Here is a 21,380-nt window from a genome sequence, read left to right as displayed (position 1 = left end):
TATAGGCTAATGTTTACGCTTGTTAGCAATCAATTAAATTGAGTGCTAACGAATAAAAAAAGAATAACACCGGCCTAAACCGGTGTCAATCCATATAATCTCAGTTCACAAAAAGTTTAGAAAGATATTTCCGGAAGTAATGACTCCTATCCCCAAAGAAAGCTTTTCTCCGACTTTACAAACTGCTCAGAATCCCAGCTCCTTCACCAGCTCCGGAACAGTTGTCATGCCTGTCAGCTTTTCAACATTGGCCCCGGTAAAGAAAAGTCCCTCTTCATAGTTGCCCTTTACCGCTTCGATAAGAGCCCTGGTGATACAATACGGCACCTGACCGGGATTACAGGTCTTGATGCAGCGGGAACAATGAGTGGGCGGTATCCTGCCCGATTCTTCAAGCCTCTTGATAAGCGGTGTGAACAGTGCTCTTCCAGGCATACCCACCGGACTGTGAATGATTCTGACATCCTGAGATGAAGCCTTAATGAGAGTCTCCTTATATTCCCGGGATGCATCGCACTCCTCGGTAGCTATAAACCTTGTGGCCATCTGCACGCCGGCTGCTCCGAGATCCTGAACCTCCTCAATATCAGCCTTGTCCCAGATTCCACCGGCAGCAAAAACAGGAATCCTTCTTCCTATGGCTTCCTCATAGGGTTTTACTGCTTCCACCAGCTTTTTCAGTATATCCGTAACAGATCCGCAGCTTCCCTCCAGAAGCTCCTTCTCTTTAAATCCCAGATGTCCTCCGGCTTTAGGTCCCTCAAGAACAACAAAATCAGGGAAACGATGGTAGTTCCTTTCCCATGACTTTGCGATAACCTTGAAAGCCCTGTCGCTTGATACTATAGGTGCTATAAGAGCTTCTCCCTCCGGTACATGCTCCGGAAGATCAAGCGGAAGTCCCGCTCCTGAAATAACAGCATCCACACCGTTCTTTACTGCAGTCTTAACAGCTTCGGCATACTGCTGTGTTGCCACCATGGCATTGATGGCGATGAGGCCCATTCCTTCTGAAATCTCCTTTGCCTTCTGTATCTCCTTCTTAAGAGCTCTTAAATTGGCCTCCTCGGGAGCCCTCATAAAATCTTCTTCTCTGTAACCGCAATCTGCTGTGCTGATACAGCCCATGCCTCCGCACTTCGCAACAGCACCCGCAAGCTTTTCAAGAGAAACTCCAACCCCCATTCCTCCCTGAATAAGTGGTATCTTTATCTCTTTTCCATGAATTTTCAAAAGTGACATATCATCTCCGTTTGCTCATATTTTTTAGCTAAAATTTTTTAACCATAGCAATTTATAGATTAGTTTCTTTTCATATATAAGTCAAACGGATTTTAAAGCATCTCAAAGCTTCTCTTTTATTTTCTCTATATTGATACCCGCCATGGATATCCTGTAGTCGTTATCAATGAAGATATATTCGTATCTGTCTGTAAGCTTACAAAGTATCTCCGCAAACCTGCGGTCAACACTTATCTTCCAATCGGAGCTGACTATTTCTTCTTTTCCCTCCTCATCCAGTTCAAAGCAGTTAAGAAGGTACTTCTCCTTGGTGTAGTCTCTTCCTACCCAGTATTCTCTGGAACCTGTATTGTAATTGTCATAACCTTCGATGAAAAAATCCTCACCCAGATCATACTTTACATAATTATGGAAAGACGAAGCTTCCACAACCTTTGCCTTACAGCTTCCGCGAAGGTCAAGGCATCTCACAACATCAAAGCCATGAGTCAGCTCCTTATCCTGCCATATACCCTCCGGAGAAGAGATATCTCCGGTATCTTTTTCCTTCGATATGTTCCCTATGGCTCTGTAGGTATCATCGTCCTGCTGCTGAAAGATTCCGTAAACCTGTATATTTCTTTTGCAGAGCATCTCTCCGATATCATAATACCTGAAGACTTTTCCTGTTCTTCCCTTACTGTCTATATATGAGTATGCATTATTCTCTATATCGCCGTCGCCTGTGTACGCAACACTGACAGCACCATCCAGATCTATAAAACACACCGCAATTCGTTTGAATGGATAAATAAATCTGCCGTACTTTGATTTTCTGATGAGAAGATGGAGTACTTCCTCCATGAAATCCACTCTGCTCTTCCCTCTTATGTTATGCAGCTCCGTACCTGCCGCAAAGGCAGATCTGCCTCCCAGCAAGCCGCAATCCTCATACGTTATGGGTCTAATATGAATATATATATCTAACATCCTTGTTTGATCTCCTATCTATCCTTGATTAACTATACACTCATTCCCTGTACTTCTCTTATCGGCAAAAATCAAAAAAAGTTTAATATCTCCGAATCAACACCATCTTTCATCCATGCAAATTTTTCAATTATTTCACTAATATTTTCAAGGAGTGCGTCGAAAAAGAACTGCCTTTAAAGTCGATAAAAATCGTCATTAAAAAGCAGTTCTTAATCAATCATCTCACATATTAAATTTCCATGAAGGCATTTTCCTTATTACAAAAATTCCCTCAGGGGTTTAATGCTTATGCCCTCGGCAGTAAGGCCTTCCCTCAGCCTCTTCACAAACTGAAGCGCCTTGACTCCGTCTCCGTGAACACAGATCGAATCCACAGTGATATCTATATCCTTGCCGCTTATGGCCCTTACCTTATGTTCTTTAACCATGCGGATAACACGCTTAAGAGATTCCTCCTCGTCGGTGATCATGGCTCCGGGCTTCTTTCTGTTTACCAGAGTTCCGTCCTCCTCGTAGGCTCTGTCGGCAAAAACCTCTGCCGCAGCTCTCAGTCCCATATCCTTTGCCGCCTTGTAAAGTTCTCCTGAAGGAAGTGCCATAACAATGAGCCCGGGATCATAGTCTTTGATGGCTCTGCATATTGCCTCCGACTGGCTTCTGTCCTTGGCTGCCATGTTATAAAAGGCGCCATGGGGCTTTACATGCTGAAGTTTCATGCCCTGAGCCTTCAGAAAAGCATCCAGCGCTCCTATCTGATACATGGTGTAGGCATAGGATTCCTCATCGGAAACCACCATGTTCCTTCTTCCGAAGCCCATAAGATCCGGATATCCCGGGTGGACTCCCACTGCGATGCCCGAACTCTTTGCCGACTCAACCGTCTTCTTCATCACCAGCGGGTCAGAGGCATGGAAGCCTGCGGCAACATTGGCACTTGTTATAAGCGGAATAATCTCGCTGTCCATGCCCAATGTATATCGTCCGAAGCTCTCTCCCAGATCACTGTTTAAATCTACCTGCATTATCTGCCTCCTTCTGTAAATGCCGCTATAAATCCTGTATCCGCTTTCCCGTTCATGAATGTCAGGTTGTTCATGATCTTATACTGAAAATCAAGATTTGTATCAACACCCATGATGACAGTCTCGTCCAGCGCCGCCTTCATCTTCATTATGGCCGCCTCTCTCGTAGGTGCATGGACGATGATCTTTGCGATCATGGAATCATATTCCGAGGGAATGGTATAGCCTGTGTATACAGCCGTGTCCACTCTCACTCCGTTTCCTCCCGGAAGCAGAAGATTCGTGATCTTTCCGGGGCTGGGCATGAAATGCTTCTCGGGGATCTCTGCATTCACACGGCACTCTATGGTATGACCCTTAAGAACTATATCCTCCTGCGCAAAGCTGAGAGGTTCCCCTGCAGCAACCCTGATCTGCTCCACCATAAGATCTGTCCCCGTCTCCATTTCGGTAACTCCATGCTCCACCTGAATACGGGTATTCATCTCCATGAAATAGTATTCACCGCTCTGATCCACAATAAATTCAATGGTTCCTGCGCTGTTATATCCCACCGTCTTCGCTGCAATGGCTGCATCCCTGTACATCCTGCTGCGGGTCTCCTCATCAATGGCCGGGGATGGTGACTCTTCAATAAGCTTCTGGTGATTACGCTGTACGGAACAGTCTCTTTCACCCAGAGTGACAACATTGCCAAAGTTATCTCCTATAAGCTGAACCTCCACATGCCTGGGATGCACCACCAGCTTTTCGATGTACATAGTGTCATCTCCGAAGGCATTGGCAGACTCACGCTGTGCAGTATTAAATGCATCTTCAAAATCATCCTCGGAAAAACATTCCCGCATGCCCTTTCCGCCGCCTCCTGAGCTGGCCTTTATCATAACAGGGAAGCCAATGTTTCTCGCCTCCGTAAGAGCCGCTGCGGAGTCATACACCGGCTCTTTGGTTCCGGGAACTACCGGAACTCCCGCTTCCATCATCTTCTTTCTTGCAGCGGACTTATTTCCCATCTCATCAATTATCCAGGATGCCGGACCTATAAATACCAGATTGTTTTCCTCACATCTCCTTGCAAACTCACTGTTCTCGGAAAGGAAACCGTAACCCGGATGAATGGCCTCGCACTCCATGTTGAGAGCTGCCGAAATGATGGCATCCATATTAAGATACGAATCTCTGGCAGGACCCTCACCTATACAGACCCTGAGATCAGCCAGACGCACATGAAGTGCATCCCTGTCCTCCTTTGAGTAAACCGCTACTGAGACTATTCCCATGTCACGGAGGGCACGAATGACTCTGACTGCTATTTCTCCGCGGTTTGCAACCAAAACTCTTTTAAACATCTAAACCTCCACACTGGTTCTGTACCTTACCCCTGTATACTCATATCCGGGGCCGGCCTTATAACAGGCGTTTTTAGCCTGTCAGAGAATCAGACTTTCTTTACTCTGAAAAGAGGCTGACCGTACTCCACCTTCTGCTCATTGGATACCAGCACAGCTTCGATCTCGCAGTCATAATCAACACTTATCTCATTCATCATCTTCATGGCCTCTACGATACATACTGTCTCTCCGGCCTTTACCATGTCTCCCACCTTTACGTATGCAGGGATATCCGGCCCTGCAGCGGAGTAGAAGGTTCCTACTATAGGTGATGTGATATTCACCTCTGTCTCATCATCCACTGCTCCTTTATCGGTTTGTGATGCTTTTCCGTCCTCTGTAACTGAAGTTGTCACTGTCATGGGCAAAGCTCCTGCCGCTCCCGAAATAACAGGAGGATTATCAAGCTTACTCATGGTGATCTTGAACTCTCCGTCCCTCACTGACATAGTCTTCAGTGATGATTTTTCCAGTATCTTTACAAGTCCCTCTATCTTCTCTAAATCCATCATCGGTTCTTCCTTTCCATCCCCTTTATACAGTTCAGCCGAACAGCTTCTCAAGCCTCTGGGCTGTAAGTCTTACTTCCAGTACTTCCTTACACGGTTTATGAATACGGTTTCTGAATTCCTGATATTCATGCTCCTCCACCTTGATGAGATGCTGGGCCTCTTCCACCGTTATACTCTTGAATCTTATTTTGTCGTCTATACGGCGCTGCGCCACCTTGGGCAGATCCACACTTGCCACGGTTCCTATCTTTGCATATCCCCCGGCTGTCTGATGATCCGCCAGAAGTATGATGGGCTTACCGTGAGCCGGCACCTGTATGGCGCCGAGAGCTATTCCGTCGGAAATGATATCCGATCCGGTCCTGCTCTCCACGAAAGGACCTTCCATTCGAACGCCCATCCTGTCAAAATTGCTGGATACGGTAAATTCACTGTTCAGGAATGTTTCTATCCCCTTGGATGAAAACATATCATCCTGAGGTCCCATAACCACTCTTACAGTTTCCGTACTGTTATCGAATTCATGCAGAGGAAGTGAGCGTGAAAGGAAGAAGGGCAGATACTTTCTCCTCTTTATTCTGGTAGAAATATAGTCACCATCATTCAGTTTTCTTCCTTTGAATCCGCCTATTCCGCATTTCAGATTTGTGCTCCTGGATCCCATAACCACAGGAATCTGCATATAATTTGAAAATGCTATATAACAGGTTCTTCCGGTCCTTGCCGAACCCACCTTCAAAACATCTCCTTTATTGACATATATGGCGGTATACATAGGTACAGGATCATCATTCAGTTCGGGTCTGAAATCTCCTCCTGTGATGGCTATGATCTGGCTGGAAGTGAATTCCAGCGTCGGTCCTATGAGGGTACATTCAAGTACCGCCTCATTTTCCGGATTGTCCAAAAGCAGATTGGCTATCCGGAATGATCTCCTGTCCATTACTCCGCCCACATTAAAGCCCTGGCTCTGATAACCGCTTCGTCCCAGATCCTGCACCGTGGTGAGCAGTCCGCCTTTAATTACTCTGAAGCCCATTGATCTCTCCTTAATTCCGGCATATCGTAAAAGTAAAATTCCCTTTGCGAGGCTCCGGATGCATAACAGAATTCTTCAGCCTCTGCTGTATGTCCCCGCAAAGCTGCACCGGTCTACCCTTCCTCAACATTAACCTTATATGTACCTGCATCCACCTCTTTTTTTATGGATAGATATTCTTCTTCAGATACAGGGATAAACCGGATATAGTCTCCCGCTTCCACAAGTATGGGTACCTCTCTTCCTGCATCGTAGGTTTTTACGGGAGTCATGCCCATAAGCTGCCACCCTCCCGGTGAATCCATGGGATAGATACCGGTCTGGGAACCTCCGATTCCCACCGAACCTGCAGGTATCCTTACTCTGGGCGTCGCAAGTCTCGGTGTGTGTATCCTTTCATCAAGACCTCCGAGATAGGTAAATCCCGGCAGAAATCCCAGCATATATATGAGATAATCCTGACTTGAATGTATCTTTATAACCTCTTCTCTGGAAAGACCTGCATGTTCCGCAATGGTTTCAAGATCCGGTCCGTAAACGCCTCCGTAAACCACCGGAATCTCCCATACCTTTTTTCTTCCGCCTTCCGTTCTGGATTCCATGCGAACTATGGAATCAACTCGGTCTCTCAGCGCCTCATAGCTTATGACCAGAGGATTGTAATTAATAAGAAGTGAACAGTAGGTAGGGATCATATCAATGATTCCCGATATCTGCTGTGCCTTAATGAGCTTTGCCGCAGCTGCGATCTTTTGATTGACCTCCGGACAGATGGTCTGTTCAAATACCACAAGAATTGAAGAATCTCCCTCCGGCACGATTTTTATCTTCTGCATAGATATATATTTCTCCTAATCCAACCGGGAACTATCCATTCCCGATCCATATAAACAGCCTGGTTCAGACAGGAAACTTCTCCTACTTGAACGTTAGCCGCCGAATGAAATGCATGATAACATGCTTCAGCATTCGACGGCTTAACCCGGCCAAACATTCACGGAACCTTCCATGAATATCTGTATCTATTTTACATTTTACATCCGTAAACCATACAAGTCGATTTCTTTAAGACCCGTATATAACTCATCAACATGTTTTCCTAAAAACCTGTACTCAGCTGAAAAGCTTACTGAAGTTTCCAAGGGATGTGATACCCACATAAGCTGATATGATAACTACGAGGATACCGAGAACAAGGAGAACTGTAGGATGCTTGTAGTCAGCTCCCATGATTGACTTCTTCTGGGAAGCCACCAGTGAGATACCGAGGGATATAGGAAGAATCAGTCCGTTTACAGCTCCTGCGATAATGAGGAGAGCTGCAGGTGAACCGGAAATGATCATTACCAGTGTTGAAACTGCGATGAATCCGATAACCCAGAGATTCTCATGATCTGCTATCTTCTTGCTAAAGGTCTTAAGGAAAGAAACCGATGTGTAAGCTGCACCTATAACCGATGTTACTGCTGCGCAAAGAAGAACCAGTCCCGCAAATCTGTAACCTATTTCTCCTGCTCCCTGTCTGAAAGCATCCGCTGCAGGATTTCCGCTGTCCAGTGTCGCTCCCTTTGCTACTACTCCGAGAACCGCAAGGAAAAGAAATACTCTTACCAGGGCTGCAATCAAGATACCCGTAACCGAACTCTTGGTTACTTCCTTCATCTTGCTCTCACCTGTCATTCCTGCATCGATGAGTCTGTGAGCACCTGAGAATGTGATGTATCCGCCTACTGTTCCTCCAAGGAGTGTAAGTATAGCCGGGAACAATGCGCCATAGCCTGTTGCAGGAATCACAGTGTTCTTTACAGCATCACCTACAGGCGGCTTTACGATGAGGATAACGATGAAGATAACTGCAATCATGATTCCGCCGAGAATCTTAACCAGGGTATCCATAACCCCCTTTGCATTCTTGGAAAGGAATACCGCGATGGCAATGGCACCTGTAAGCACATAACCAACTGTTGTGGGGATACCCAGTAATGTGTTGAATCCGAGAGCACCGCCGCCGACATTACCGATATTGAATACCAGACCGCCGAGAACGATCAGTGCGGAAAGAAAATATCCGAGTCCCGGAAGGACTTTGTTTGCTATGTCCTGTCCTCTCAGGCCTGTGGCACAGAGAACTCTCCAGATGTTTAGCTGTGCGATGGCTGCCAAAAGGACCGATGCCAGAATAACGAATCCAAAGCTTGCCTGGTGCTGACCTGTAAATGATGAGGTCTGTGTCAAAAATCCCGGACCGATGGCACTGGTTGCCATGAGGAATGCTGCACCCAGCAAAGCCCCGCTTCCGCTCTTCTTTGAGTTCACCTTTGTTTCTTCCTTGAAACCCTGAACTGCATCACCTGCGTCAATTGCCTGATCACCGTATTTTAGGACTTGATTAAGGACTTGATTTCCCTGTTTCACTTTGTTTACCCCCTTCTCTTGGTTATATCTCTTCAAAACATATTTGAATCATAGTTATATAGTAAGTTCAAACCCTCGCAAAATCAACCTGTTTTTTATTATTTTTTCAATTTTGTTTAAAAAACAGCACAAAGGTTTATAACAGACATGACCATTCGTGTCCGTTATAATTATAGGTATTTCTTCTCATAATCATAGGTAATTCCTATCCGGTTTTTTAGCACCGGTACCTGTTCCGGTGACATGACAGCCTTATGGCAGATAAAAAAGGAGACTCCATCTGCAGATTGTTCATCCGCCATTGGAGTCTCCGTTAATTATTATTTATGATATAACACTTATGCCATGTATGCATCTATCATTCCCGACAGTTCCCTGTGGTACTTTTCGGAATACGGCACCTCTATGCCGTATTTCCCGGCCTTTCTGATCACAGCCCCGAGAAAGGCATCAAGTTCCGCCTGCCTTCCGGCTTCCACATCCCTCTTTAGAGAAGAGGTAGCATCATCTTTCTGATTTTCCATACAATACTCATATTTCTTCTCTGCTGTTCCTTCCGGAATATTCACGCCTTCCATACGTCCGACTGCTTCCGCCTCTTTCATAAGCTCATGAAAATCCTTTGCCCACTCACTGTTTCTGCGGACACCTCCCGTATTGGTGAGATATCTCGCGGTTATGACATTGAAACCGCAATTCAGGATGAACTTCTGCCATATCTCCGACATGATGTCATCACTGTATCTTGCATCAAATCCCACGCTTTTAAAAAGCTCATGTACCTTTTTCGCAGCTTCGGTATGGCGCTCATCTTTTAACTTTGAGCCGATGAACATGTGCGTGTAAGGACCCGACTGTTTAACAGAATGGTCGGAAGCCTTTGCTGTTATGGTATAAATAAGCGCATCTATGCATATGGCTTCCGGAAACTTCTCACGTACTCTGTCCCCCGGCTCCACACCGTTCATAACAGGCATCACTATGGTATCAGGACCTATACATGGCCTGATCTGCTCTGAAAGCTGGTCAAGAGAATAATTCTTGCAGCATATCAGCACCAGATCCTGTACCGGTATCTCCTCTCCTTTTTCCGCTACCGCCGCCGGTTTCATGAAGCTGTCACCGTAAAACTCGCTCTCCATGGTGAGTCCCTTCTCTCTCAGGGCTTTTGCATGTTCGCCTCTCGCAATGAGCGTAATACGGTCTTCATACTTTCTTCCAAGCATAGCCGCGAGCAATCCTCCGATGGCTCCGACTCCGGCAACCGTTATTTTCATATTCTCCATTACCGCACCTCTCCTCCGTAAAAACCGCAATATTTTGAATAAATTTTATACTTTATTTATTTGACTTTCATTGATTTAAGATTAAAATCATAGATAGTAGGGTCTAACTTGTAGACAAATCCCCCTTTGTCCATGAGCTGGATCCTTACTTTTTTTATCTGCAAAAATCCCTGCTTTTCTTTTTAATTCTGTGAAGCTGTGGCCTTATAACTATCTCAGGCACGCAAACTCCTTTTCTCACGCTTAATGCATACTCCACGGCATCTGCCGCATCTTCCGGTTCCAGATGGGCATCCATGGCAGCATCAGCTTCAAAATCAGCATTTCGATAAAGTGCCGTATCCGTCATATCAGGCAGAATAGAAGTAACGCCTATTCCGTATTTTCTCGCCTCATCAAAAAGGCTTCGGCCAAAACTCAGGAGCCCTGCTTTGGTTGCACCATATGCCGCTCCGTGGGGATTGCTGGATATGGCCGTAACAGAGGAGATATTGAAGATATACCCTTTATTCTCTTTCAGAATTCTGAGAAGCTGCTGGGTGATGACCATGGGAATCTCAAGATTGACTCTCACCATCTCCTGTATCTTCTCCGGATTCAATTCTTCATGAAGGCCATAGTATGCGGAACCGGCATTATTTACCAGAACCTCCGGTTCAGTGCCAGGAGTCTTAACTATCCGCTTTATAGCCGCAAGCATCTCCCGGGTTTCTCTCAGATCACAGATAACGTGATGGAATCCCGGTATTTCTTCCTCATCAAAGTTTCTTCCTATGCCGTAAACCTCATACCCCATTTTCACGAGCCTGTGTGCTATGGCTTTTCCGATACCCGATGAGGCTCCGGTCACGATGGCAGTTTTCTTTTTTGCTGTTTCATTCATACTATACCCCATTTTCCTTCACATAATTCATACCAATTTTTACATATCAGCTATAGCGTTTGTTTTATGACATAAGTATCATAAGCCTGTCTCCCGGTAGCCCTCAGCACAAATCGCTTCAATGCCGGATTTTAACGCTTATCGTAAACCGCCTCTATCCCTCCTGCTCTTTCCAGCGAAAAATCCGTTCATCAGGAATAAACTCCCTGAGACGATTCACCATCCAGTTTTCCATCTCATTCGTCAGTTTCTCACTGTAATGATAAACTCCATGGTCATTCTGATACGGATACTGTACAACCGCACTTCCAGGCATATTTCGCCGCATGGCCTTGAGATAATCTTCCGACAGTCTGAAACTCCCCACGCTGACATCATGGATCCTGTCCATGTCTATCTCAGAAGTTATTCTATCCATCATTTTCCCGTACTCCGTCTTCCAGTCCGGACAATAAATCATAGGGTCAAAACACAGCCTTACGGTAAATCCCAGTTCCATAGCCCTTTTAATGCTTTTGATCCTGTCAGAGAGGCTTCCGGTCTTGTGTTCATAATGCTCCACAACATAATCCGGCGATACCGTAAATGCAAAAATGCTTTTTCCTGTACCCTTTGCCGGCAGTTTTCCAAAATCAATATTTCCGGCCTTTGTCCTCACCTCTATCACAAGATCCGGATGTTCTTCTGTAAACCTTATCCATTCTCCCACATATCCCGTTAGTGCCTCTATAGCCATAAGATCGGTATCATAGGAAACGCAGAGATAAACAGGATGTTCGGAAAGAAGATCTTCCACCTCTTTGAAGATGTCCCCGAGATTCAGAAATATCACCATATTCCCGGAAGGGTACATGCCCTTAAGGTAGCAGTACTCGCAGTCAAAAAGACAGTTCATCATGCAGGAGGTATAGTAAAAATGCTTATGTCCCATATTCTGGCACACCTCCGCACCGGGATAGACAAGTTTTCCCTGTTTCACTGCAAGTATCAATGCCTGGGATTCATGCTGCCTGACACAGTTCTGTTTGTGTCTGTTAAATACATCCTTATAATGGTTTATTTTAATGATCTCCGCCTTTGGAAAATGTCTGATTATTTCTTCAGCTTTTTCCCTGCATAAAGGATCCGCCATAACCTTTTCCTCAACATATATATGAGAAAAAGGTTTATTCCGAAATGACATTTCTGACAACATCAAGCACCTTCTTTCCGTTACGTTTATCTATAGTCGGAAGCACGCCCTCATCATAGAGCTTTTCCACTATCCTTCTCCAGTTTATGCCGCTGAGAGCCGCATACTTCACATACTGTGTAAAACTGTCCTTCATAACCTTTGAGAAATGTGCATCTGCAATGACTTTTTCCACATATTTCTCCTCACCATCCCCGAATATCTTCATTCTTTTCTCATCCTCAAGAGAAATCTCGCGAAGCTTTTCCACATAACCAAGGATCTGCTCCACATTCTTTTCGACGGATCCGGTTACCCGGTCAGACAGCATCCTCACGTCAGAAACATTATCAGAAACGCCCATGTCAGTGACTACTCTCATGAAGCTCATCTGATGAGGCCCCATATAAAATGCTCCTGTCTGATACACAGCTGCCGCCTCCATGTCATAAAGATCATAGTCCCGGGCCGCCATATCCATAAACGCGGCAGCCCTTTCAGAAAGAACCGAGCTGCCCGTTACCGCTGATGCCTCAGGGACCATGGCATCAATAAGCATATCCGGATAAAAGCATCTGTCAGAATTCTGATCCAACAGCTTATTAAGAAGGAACATAGTCCCCTCAGGATTCTCAGAGCCTTCTTTCCGTCCATGCAAAGCCGCCGCAGTTCCGAAGGACAGAAGCTGGTCTCCGGATCCCGCATTATATTCCGTGAGAACAGAAGAAACCGCCGCAGCCGCGTTGACCGGTCCGACTCCCGTAATTGCAAGCACCATTCCGGGTTTTATTTTTCCTTCCTTGTTCTCCTTCTCCATTCCATCAGTTCCGGACGCCGCTTTGATATAATCCTCCGGCACAAACTGCTGAAACCTGCTTCTGTCTGTACGTTTTTTCAATCCAAACATTTTTATGAGAGGCTTCGCCTCAGGGTACAATGCTGTAAAAATGAAAACCATTTATTTTCTCCATTAGCAAAATCCCTGCGGAGAATGATGCCTCAAACTCTCACAGGGATTTTCACAATTCCGACCGCTTTATCTCAGGATCAGAAATTTCCGTTCTGCTGTGCAGCCATGTTGTTATACGCTGCATTTAATGCATTTGAATTTTTGATAATGATGTTAGCTGCCACAAACGGACCGACTCCGCAAAGGAATGCTCCGAATATCCACCACAAAAGGATAGTTGCACCACCCTCCTGGAAATTCATTCCATAGCGCGGAGCATTGTTCTGAAGACGGTTTCCGAGATTGTACAGCCAGATGTAATCGTAAATTCCACAGGTAAGAATACCAAAAAGGATGTACTCCAGAATTCCAGCAGTCTTCTTTCCGTCGCCCGCACAGGTAATGTTCACATCCTGAATGATGCAGTGAAGCATATACAGATCATAGATACCACAGGTAACAAGACCGAGAAGGATATATGCAACTATGCTTCTGTCTGTTGAAAGCATACCACCGCCAAAGTTGTTTGGCTGAGGCTGACCGTTCACAGGATTTCCGTATCCGGCATTCTGGTTCACATTGCTGTAAGCGCCGGCATTGGCAGAACCGTTCTTCCCTGACTGAAATTCGTCCTTTGCTTCCATAGCCATATCGTAGACCGCCTTAAGATCGTTCTTCAGAACATCACCGGGGTTTCCTCCCTGAAGACCCGCAATAGGATTTATCTTCTTCTCATTGATAAGAACATAAGTAGCAACCATCATGGCGATAGCAAACACAACGCTCAGGAAAGCTCCCGAAAACATACCGGCATAGGTATATCCGAAAATTACGCCGTTAAAAACAGCAGTAAATATCGCTCTCAGAACCACTGTCAAAATCACTGCAAGACCGCCTGTAAGCGCTCCGGCCATAAGCGGCTCTGCTTTGCTGTCATCCCACTTCTTCCAGATGAGATACATGATAAGAGCTGAACCCAGAAGACCGCAAAGCTTGATCACATGGAGAACAAAACTTATGACACCGAAAATAAATCCGAAGAATCCTTCATCGCCTATTCCGCCGAATATTCCAAAAACTCCTCCAAGCACATAGAAGATCTGGAAGAAGGAAAGAACAAGAGCGATAATGCAAAGCACCATTCCCGCAGTCACTATACCGCTCTTAGGCTGAGCTGCGGCTGTATTGAACTGCTGATTACCATAAGGTGCCCCATTGAAACCACTATTTGCCTGTCCCTGATTAAACTGACTGTGCTGTGAGTTAAACTGTGCTGTCTCACCGCTGAACCGGCCCTGCTGTGCACCGTACTGGCTGTTCTGACCGTTGAACTGGCCCTGCTGCGCGCCGTACTGGCTGTTCTGACCGTTGAACTGGCCCTGCTGTGCGCCGTACTGGCTGTTCTGACCGTTGAACTGGCCCTGCTGTGCACCATACTGGCTGTTCTGACCGTTGAACTGGTCCTGCTGTGCGCCGTACTGGCTGTTCTGACCGTTGAACTGGTCCTGCTGTGCGCCGTACTGGCTGTTCTGGGCCGACTGATTGCCTGTATATGATCCTGAATATGCCGCTTTCTGCTCCTCGATTCGTTTTGCATACTGAGCAGTTACATTTCCTGAAGCATCGGATCCTGAAACTGCCTCTCCCTCCGGCTGTACAGCCGCTTCAGTCATATCCGAAACAGCATTTCCGACAACCGCCGCTCCGGCCGCAAAACCTGCTGCAACTCCCGCCGTATTAACACCAGCCTCCGGAATATTTTCTGATGCAGCAGTATCAACAGTTCCTGCGCCTTCTGCAGCATTATCCGCTGTCTCTTCAGCTATAGCAGCACCAGCATCTTCTGCAGACGCTGCCCCATCCACTGTATTCACAGCAGCCTCAGCTGATTCTGCTGCTTCATTCACTACTGCTGCAGTATCTTCCGCAGCTTCGCCTGCAACACCCTGAGCATTATTCTGCGCTTGCAAATTGTTGCCACAGACAGGACAGAATTTCGATCCATCATTTACTTCGGTTCCGCAATTCGTGCAAAACATAATTACCCCTCTTCCGGCCGCCTTCCCACAAAGGCGTCCTTTAAATTAATTCCGCAAACAACCGACTCCATAACGACCCTTCAACAGCACTTTGGCTGTAACGCCGCAGGGTCTTTATTGTTATGTAATTTACTTCAAAAAGCCGGAGAAAAACTGTACCGTTCTCCATATGAAGCCTTCCCAGGGTCTGAATACAACTATATCCTGATCCGGCATAAAGAACATACGATACAGATAAACTATGATGAAAGCCGCGATAAAAGCCGCAACAAGCATCTGATATACTCTTTTCGGAAGCTTTTCCCTGACTATAAATACCGGCACAGCAGGAACAGGCAGCATCCATAAAGGGTGATAGTAAAATGCACCTTCAAAATCCAGTCTGAGCACGCACATCCATGCACGACTCATGCCGCAGCCCGCATCCGAAATCCCCGTCATGAACTTGATGGGGCAGGTAATGCCAAGGACAATCTCCAGAATCAGATAAAAACATATTATGATGCCCATAGCTTCAATATCTGATTTCCACTTTCTCAATGTTCCACTCCATTCTTTTTTCATAACTATCTTCATGTTCTATTGTTAACATACTATCAAACAAAAAAACAGCTACGATATAGTAATTATACAACATTAATTTTAGCTTAGCGATGATTATATTTAAGAGTTTTTATGTTTTTTCCAGAAATACAAATATTACTATGGAAAAATCAGAATCAAAATATTATAATGCTCATTCATCAATCAGGGAGGTTATTATGGAAGTAACAATGACTAAAGGAAATCCCTTTCCTATTATATTGAAGTTTATGATTCCGCTGTTTATCGGCAATGTTTTTCAGCAGCTCTACAACATGGCCGACACCATCATTGTCGGTCGTTATGTAAGTGCAGATGCATTGGCAGCAGTAGGAGCTACAGGAAATATCATGTTTCTGGTTCTCGGCTTTTCCCAGGGGCTTTGCACAGGCTTTACGGTTCTTACCTCGCAGGCTTACGGTGCCCGGAACTTTAAAAGAGTTAAACGAAGCGTTGCCAACGGCATCCTTCTGGCGCTAATAGTCATAGTGATAGTAACTATTCTGTCAGTTTCGCTAATGCGCCCCCTGCTCCATCTCATGAACACTCCGGTAAATATTTTCCACGACTCGCTTACCTACATTACCATTATCTGCCTCGGAACCGTGGCAAGTGTGTACTATAACCTGTTTTCAGCATTTATCCGTTCCATAGGAAACAGCAGGGTGCCTCTTTATTTTCTGCTTTTCAGTGCTAGCCTCAACGTAGGCCTGGATCTCCTGTTTATTATAGTTGGAAAGATGGGCGTCGCCGGTGCGGCCTGGGCCACAAATCTTTCTCAGGGAATATCAGCCATCCTCTGTCTTTTATATATCCATTCAAAAGCAAAGGTGCTTTGGCCAGAACGTTCAGACTGGCGCATAAATAAAACCGATACCCAGCATCAGATGGCAGTCGGTATTCCGATGGCTCTCCAGTTCGGAATCACAGCTTCCGGAACCATGGTAATGCAGTCAGCCATAAACCTTTTCGGTTCAACCGCTGTTGCCGCATACACTGCCGCAAATAAGCTAAGCAGCCTTATGATACAGGAAATGCTCGCCATGGGACAGGCCGTAGCCACATACTGTGGTCAGAATTACGGAGGAGGAGACAGCGACAGAATAAACAAGGGTGTTCATGCGGCCATCGTGATAGAAGTCACCTATGCGATAATCGCAGCCCTACTTTGCAACGCCCTTCTGCAGCCTGTCATGTCTCTGTTCTTTGCCGGATCCGGCTCCGCAGAAGCTGCTGCAGGCGCAGTTGAAAGTCTTGATACCATTTCACTAATGATGCCATGGTCAAGTACATATATACATATAGTAACCATGTTCTATATCCCGTTAAGTTTTATTTTTATATTCCGAAATGCAATGCAGGGATGCGGGCACGGATTTCTTCCGATGATGGGCGGTGTAGTCGAGTTTTTCGCGAGACTCATAGTTGCTCTCATCGCAATGTACATTATGAGCTTCCCTCTTGCAGTATTCTGCGATCCCGCAGCATGGATTGCCGCAGGTGTCTTCACTGCAGTTTCCTATACTTTTGTGATCAAGAGGGTTCGGAAAGAGCTTAAGCAGCTGCACTGATCCGGCTCATATATCCCCGGATTCCGGCGCTTCACAGAACCCGCAGATTTAAAGCTGGAGCCTCTGAAAGCCGGGATCTAAACTTTGGAGATTCGATCTTTAATATATTTACACACAAAGAAAGGGGTTGCCTTACGGCAACCCCTATATATTTTATTTACTCAACCCTGGAACCCGGTAATAAGTTCCATTACTTAATTGTACTTCGGTTTGTACCTCTTTTCTTAGATTTCTATTTAAATTCTATAAATATCTCTTCGATAAATCTTTTATATCTTATGGATATCATCTATAAATAGATTATTTCTTTATTCAGTTTTGATATTCAATTGTAAAATCGACACTTTATTTTATTAATTACTATTCTAATCTTTCAAAGTATTCTTCTTTTCAGATTTTTTATGACCCTCCTTAAAGGTCTTCAACTAATTTATTTTCTGAACTGTTTCAGTTATTTATATCATTCGATAACTATTTATATGTCGATTTCTCTTTTGCAATAATATCATCTGGGCTTTAGTAAGAAATAATCCGAAGATGCACTTCTCTAATAATTTGAACTGTTTTTCATCGAATGTACGGTTCGATGCCGTTCTCACGATTTTCTTCTTTTTAAGCGGTCCAGAGGATACTATTGACTGACTGATCTGGTGTCATGTCTTTGTACCTCTTACTTTCTACGATCTTGTTTCGCAGGTTCATCTCCTGCACTTTTGTCAACCGGCCCTTCACTCTTTCTCGTCAAGTGAACTTTTCTGTTGACTTATCTTGTTCTGTTGTACTTATAATAACAGCGAATATTTGATTTGTAAAGTTTTATTTTACGGAAATTATTTTTATTTTAATGCTTTTTCTAATTCCTTTTGAGCGAAATTTCTTCTTTTTCTTTCTCCTTGATCCCCGCATTACAAGGTGCTCTTCAATCAAAGCTATTATCACGCAAAAAGAGCGTCCGATAAAACGGACGCCCCTCTATAAAATCATAATACTCATTTTCCGAACAACTTCATGATACGGTTGGCAAGTACAGCCATCATACTTTCATCTTTAACCTTACCGCTTGGTATGTCATCCCATGTACGAACATAACCGGTGTCGGTTTTTTTGAATGTAATAACCTCAGAACTGACAGGTGCCACCATACCGTACTCCTGTGTAGCCACACGATATATCTCATCCGGATTCACCGCACTGTCTATAATTGCTTTAAGCTCATTATTCTGAAGCCTAATATCCTCCAGCTCCGACCTCATCTGCTCAATGTTTCTGAGACTTGTCGAAACCTGTGTATCAAGCTTTATGCACTGGTAGCAGGAGAAAAAAATAACAATCAGAGAAAATACCAAAGCAGTATAACATACACGATCTATCACAACTGCCGGAATTCTGCGAAGAACAGGTTTTATAACACTTCTGTCCTCGGTATATTCCATCTTAAGCTGTCCTGTTCTCGTTCTGTAAATATGCAGCTTATCACGGTGACCCTTCTGCTCGATGACAACAGTACCGTCAGCAGTCTTAAATTCTTCTGTATCCACAGTCCTTACTGTACTGCCATGAACAACATACTGTTTCACTTTACTGATCTCCTTGCATAATTCTGACTTTTGAAATAATTACTCCAAAGCTGTACTTTAAATTCACGACCATCGTCACATGTCATTACTCAAATTAACAATGTAACTTTTCAGTAATTATTATACATGGTTTTCGGATAATTTGAACCATATTTTGCAGAAAAACGTAATTATTTTTGCATTTTTACCATAAGCAGGTGATATATTATAAAAGGGATTAAAATTGCACAATTCTGTGATTCCCGAAAAAAATATCTTATTTTTTGATTTTTTTAACACATTTTATACGTATATGCATATAATTTTTTACAAAAATTAAGGCTATAGCCTTTCTCATCCGGTTTTTTTGCCTTAAAAGTCAAAAAAATACGGAGAAATTAACTATAGCCTCTTATCAAAATTTCAAAATTATGACTTTTGAAATTTTGATTTTTTCTTCTTTTAATTGTTTTTATAAGCAGACTCCGCTTATTACATCCAGTACGGAATCTGAATCTTATATATATTACTCATCCAGGTGGTTTTATTCGCTCTTTGTATATCCAGAGTATTGATGATAACAGATCTCGCCCTCATGGTGCCTGTCCCATCGAAGCTTCCTATCGAACTCACAGAGCTTATAACATAATACTTCCCGTTGACCATGCCAAGATACATCATCTCATGCCCTTTAAAAAACAATATGCTTCCTATGGGCATATTATTGAGTATTGCAGCCTTTTGTTCGTCCGCATAGTCCGTAACGTCAAAATTGAAGGCATTCGATGCCGCCTGCCATGTGGTGTTTCTCGGAAGCACCAGTCCGAAACATCTGTACACATCCGTCATATAGCCCGAACAGTCATTCGAAGAAAGCATCCCTCCCCATCCGTATGTCTCTCCAAGCATATTGAAAGCAACCGTTATGATGTTTCTTGTTGTAAGGGGCAGATATCCTTCATGGACCCCCGCCTTTTCGCTCACAAGAGCAAGTTCCTTTCTGTACCTTCCGTCTGCACCTCTTACAGGAACATAAACCACATAATTACCGACAGCGGAACGATTAGTGACTCTCGCCCCATACGAACCCGCAGGAGCCTGTTCAAGGACCGTTCCCAGGGTAATAACACGATTGGATACATCAGGGTTGGTATCAGACTCCGCGAGCATCAATCTAGGGCTTGTAACCACTATACAGCGTTCTGACGGTATATCCCATGCATTCAGCCACTCCGCCTTGGATGAGCATATAGCCACATCAGAAGCTTTTACCCATCCGTTACAATTTGCCGACAACACATAGTACCACTGTCCATCGCTTGAAACCGACCTGATTATAAGCGGCTCGTTTACTCTTACCGCAGACAGAGCGTTGTAATCAAAGTTAAGATCTCCCTGCTCGTCTGTTATGATGTAGTCCGTCGGAAACGCGCATAGCACCGACCTCTCGACAACTACGCCGTACATCGGTGACATATTCTGCAATCCCGTCTGATTCTGGGTGTTTTGGGCGATAAAATATATCAGATCGTCGCTCAGCACATTACCATACTGATCAAAATATCCCTTTTCCTGATATTTTTTCAGATCCTCTGTTGACGACTCCAGGAACTTGGCATTGAGACTCATGATATCCGTAATCTCACTGTAATTCCGAAGATCATTCATGTTGGTTTTTTCATTCATAAGGTTTGCCGCATTTATTCTCTGAATCGTTCCGGCATCAGCAAGAATGGCATCAGCCTCTCCTCCTCTAAGTGCCAGCCAAAATTCCGGAGTGTTCATCTCAGCAGTCACATCAGGCATATAGGAGACTGCTGCCAATGCTCCAACCGGCCGCATCATCAGCATGGCCGCAATTCCCGCCGCAGCCGCAGCCCTTCTAAATATCTTTCCTTCCTTCCGCATCGCCATACAATGCCTAAATTTCATAATGCCCCCTCTCAAAAAATCATCATCACCATTCTTATCATAATCATGAACCAAAAGCCTGTATTCCTTCTCTTTCGCCCGATTATTCACATCCTATATTATACTCGCTGCGCAATGCTTAATTCATCTTATTTTTTTACACCAAAAAACAGCCCAGAGGCTTTTCCTCTGGGCTGTTGAGAAGCGCGAGACGGGGGCGCTGCATGCCCTTTGGCATGCGCTTAGCGCCGACCGAGCCGGCAGGAGAAGGAATCCTAATGGATTCCTATGAAGCGCTCAAAGCCGCGTGGCTCCCCCGATCATAGATCGGGGGCAGTCACGAGACGAACCGAAGGTTCGATCCTCGTTGAGTCGCGAAAAGAGCCTCAGGTTATACCTGAGGCTCTTGAGAAGCGCGAGACGGGGATCGAACCCGCGATCTTCGCCTTGGCAAGGCGACGTAGTACCACTCTACTACTCGCGCATATATTCAGTTAAGAGCAAACCGATAATCTTCGTCATCAGTTCGAATCTCTCTGAATGCCCAGAACCGGAATCGAACCAGTGACACGAGGATTTTCAGTCCTCTGCTCTACCAACTGAGCTATCTGGGCAACGCAGCGGGTGATGGGAATCGAACCCACATGTTCAGCTTGGAAGGCTGACATTCTACCATTGAACTACACCCGCGAAGGTCTTTCGCGTCGCTCATCTGTGACGCGAGTGTTATATTACACCAGAAAAACCCGTTTGTCAACAAACAATAAAAAATTTCTAAAAAACTTTTTAAACCCGCATCCGCAAACCCAAATCAGTCAGAATATCCCAAAAGGGTTTTT

The 21,380-nt window shown here is 44.8% G+C and carries 18 protein-coding genes and 3 tRNA genes; 1 reads left to right on the top strand and 20 read right to left on the bottom strand.

The window, feature by feature from the left end:
* Positions 1 to 186 precede the first annotated feature (186 nt).
* The 15 genes from T515_RS01630 to T515_RS01565 form a co-directional block, all read right to left on the bottom strand.
* Complete coding sequence (locus T515_RS01630) at positions 187 to 1,242, bottom strand: NAD(P)H-dependent flavin oxidoreductase (RefSeq protein WP_036606851.1); 1,056 nt, start codon at positions 1,240 to 1,242, stop codon at positions 187 to 189.
* Positions 1,243 to 1,344: 102 nt separating this feature from the next.
* Positions 1,345 to 2,211 carry a hypothetical protein gene (locus T515_RS01625; RefSeq protein ID WP_036606849.1) on the bottom strand — a complete coding sequence of 289 codons (867 nt, stop codon included), beginning with the start codon at positions 2,209 to 2,211 and terminating at the stop codon, positions 1,345 to 1,347.
* Positions 2,212 to 2,471: 260 nt separating this feature from the next.
* Positions 2,472 to 3,236: a LamB/YcsF family protein gene (locus tag T515_RS01620; protein ID WP_330372623.1), complete on the bottom strand. Its 765-nt coding sequence runs from the start codon at positions 3,234 to 3,236 to the stop codon at positions 2,472 to 2,474.
* Positions 3,236 to 4,585 (bottom strand): acetyl-CoA carboxylase biotin carboxylase subunit, encoded by a 1,350-nt coding sequence (gene accC, locus T515_RS01615; RefSeq protein WP_036606844.1) that lies wholly within the window; start codon positions 4,583 to 4,585, stop codon positions 3,236 to 3,238. The genes T515_RS01620 and accC overlap by 1 nt, the downstream gene beginning before the upstream one ends.
* 89 nt (positions 4,586 to 4,674) lie before the next feature.
* The gene (gene accB / locus T515_RS01610; RefSeq protein WP_036607183.1) at positions 4,675 to 5,136 is read right to left on the bottom strand and encodes an acetyl-CoA carboxylase biotin carboxyl carrier protein; all 462 of its coding nucleotides are present in this window, start codon (positions 5,134 to 5,136) and stop codon (positions 4,675 to 4,677) included.
* Positions 5,137 to 5,170: 34 nt separating this feature from the next.
* A complete protein-coding gene (locus T515_RS01605; protein WP_036606841.1) occupies positions 5,171 to 6,178 on the bottom strand; it encodes a biotin-dependent carboxyltransferase family protein in 1,008 nt (335 codons plus the stop codon).
* Positions 6,179 to 6,291: 113 nt separating this feature from the next.
* Positions 6,292 to 7,014 carry a 5-oxoprolinase subunit PxpB gene (gene pxpB, locus T515_RS01600; protein ID WP_036606838.1) on the bottom strand — a complete coding sequence of 241 codons (723 nt, stop codon included), beginning with the start codon at positions 7,012 to 7,014 and terminating at the stop codon, positions 6,292 to 6,294.
* 277 nt (positions 7,015 to 7,291) lie between these two features.
* The gene (locus tag T515_RS01595; RefSeq protein WP_051671357.1) at positions 7,292 to 8,443 is read right to left on the bottom strand and encodes an NRAMP family divalent metal transporter; all 1,152 of its coding nucleotides are present in this window, start codon (positions 8,441 to 8,443) and stop codon (positions 7,292 to 7,294) included.
* 320 nt (positions 8,444 to 8,763) lie between these two features.
* The gene (locus T515_RS18140; protein WP_278245392.1) at positions 8,764 to 8,895 is read right to left on the bottom strand and encodes a hypothetical protein; all 132 of its coding nucleotides are present in this window, start codon (positions 8,893 to 8,895) and stop codon (positions 8,764 to 8,766) included.
* Between the two features lie 36 nt (positions 8,896 to 8,931).
* Positions 8,932 to 9,879 carry a ketopantoate reductase family protein gene (locus T515_RS01590; protein WP_036606835.1) on the bottom strand — a complete coding sequence of 316 codons (948 nt, stop codon included), beginning with the start codon at positions 9,877 to 9,879 and terminating at the stop codon, positions 8,932 to 8,934.
* 154 nt (positions 9,880 to 10,033) lie between these two features.
* A complete protein-coding gene (locus T515_RS01585; protein ID WP_036606832.1) occupies positions 10,034 to 10,762 on the bottom strand; it encodes an SDR family oxidoreductase in 729 nt (242 codons plus the stop codon).
* Between the two features lie 154 nt (positions 10,763 to 10,916).
* On the bottom strand, positions 10,917 to 11,894 hold the full coding sequence (locus T515_RS01580; RefSeq protein WP_242839306.1) for a spore photoproduct lyase family protein: 978 nt from the start codon (positions 11,892 to 11,894) through the stop codon (positions 10,917 to 10,919).
* A gap of 34 nt (positions 11,895 to 11,928) precedes the next feature.
* Positions 11,929 to 12,891 carry a hypothetical protein gene (locus tag T515_RS01575; protein ID WP_036606830.1) on the bottom strand — a complete coding sequence of 321 codons (963 nt, stop codon included), beginning with the start codon at positions 12,889 to 12,891 and terminating at the stop codon, positions 11,929 to 11,931.
* A gap of 89 nt (positions 12,892 to 12,980) precedes the next feature.
* Positions 12,981 to 14,921, bottom strand: coding sequence for a DUF4234 domain-containing protein (locus T515_RS16260; RefSeq protein WP_051671321.1), 1,941 nt, complete (start codon positions 14,919 to 14,921; stop codon positions 12,981 to 12,983).
* Positions 14,922 to 15,050: 129 nt separating this feature from the next.
* Complete coding sequence (locus T515_RS01565) at positions 15,051 to 15,485, bottom strand: DUF2752 domain-containing protein (protein WP_036606828.1); 435 nt, start codon at positions 15,483 to 15,485, stop codon at positions 15,051 to 15,053.
* A gap of 197 nt (positions 15,486 to 15,682) precedes the next feature.
* On the opposite strand from T515_RS01565, the gene T515_RS01560 reads away from it, so the two are divergent.
* Positions 15,683 to 17,074 carry an MATE family efflux transporter gene (locus T515_RS01560; RefSeq protein ID WP_036606825.1) on the top strand — a complete coding sequence of 464 codons (1,392 nt, stop codon included), beginning with the start codon at positions 15,683 to 15,685 and terminating at the stop codon, positions 17,072 to 17,074.
* 989 nt (positions 17,075 to 18,063) lie between these two features.
* Here T515_RS01560 and T515_RS16255 read toward each other — a convergent pair.
* The 5 genes from T515_RS16255 to T515_RS01535 all read right to left on the bottom strand — a co-directional run bounded on the left by T515_RS16255 (position 18,064) and on the right by T515_RS01535 (position 21,231).
* Positions 18,064 to 18,651, bottom strand: a complete 588-nt coding sequence (locus T515_RS16255) for a hypothetical protein (RefSeq protein WP_051671320.1) — start codon at positions 18,649 to 18,651, stop codon at positions 18,064 to 18,066.
* A gap of 471 nt (positions 18,652 to 19,122) precedes the next feature.
* On the bottom strand, positions 19,123 to 20,562 hold the full coding sequence (locus T515_RS01550; RefSeq protein WP_155988227.1) for an SH3 domain-containing protein: 1,440 nt from the start codon (positions 20,560 to 20,562) through the stop codon (positions 19,123 to 19,125).
* Between the two features lie 391 nt (positions 20,563 to 20,953).
* Positions 20,954 to 21,025: transfer RNA gene (locus T515_RS01545), tRNA-Gly, on the bottom strand.
* Positions 21,026 to 21,082: 57 nt separating this feature from the next.
* Positions 21,083 to 21,155, bottom strand: a tRNA-Phe gene (locus tag T515_RS01540).
* A gap of 5 nt (positions 21,156 to 21,160) precedes the next feature.
* Positions 21,161 to 21,231, bottom strand: a tRNA-Gly gene (locus T515_RS01535).
* Between the last annotated feature and the right edge of the window lie 149 nt (positions 21,232 to 21,380).

The sequence above is a fragment of the Oribacterium sp. P6A1 genome (assembly GCF_000702885.1).
In the GTDB taxonomy this organism is placed as follows: domain Bacteria; phylum Bacillota; class Clostridia; order Lachnospirales; family Lachnospiraceae; genus Oribacterium.
The sequence above is the reverse complement of the archived record's forward strand: the minus strand, read 5'-3'. Positions and strand labels throughout refer to the sequence as shown.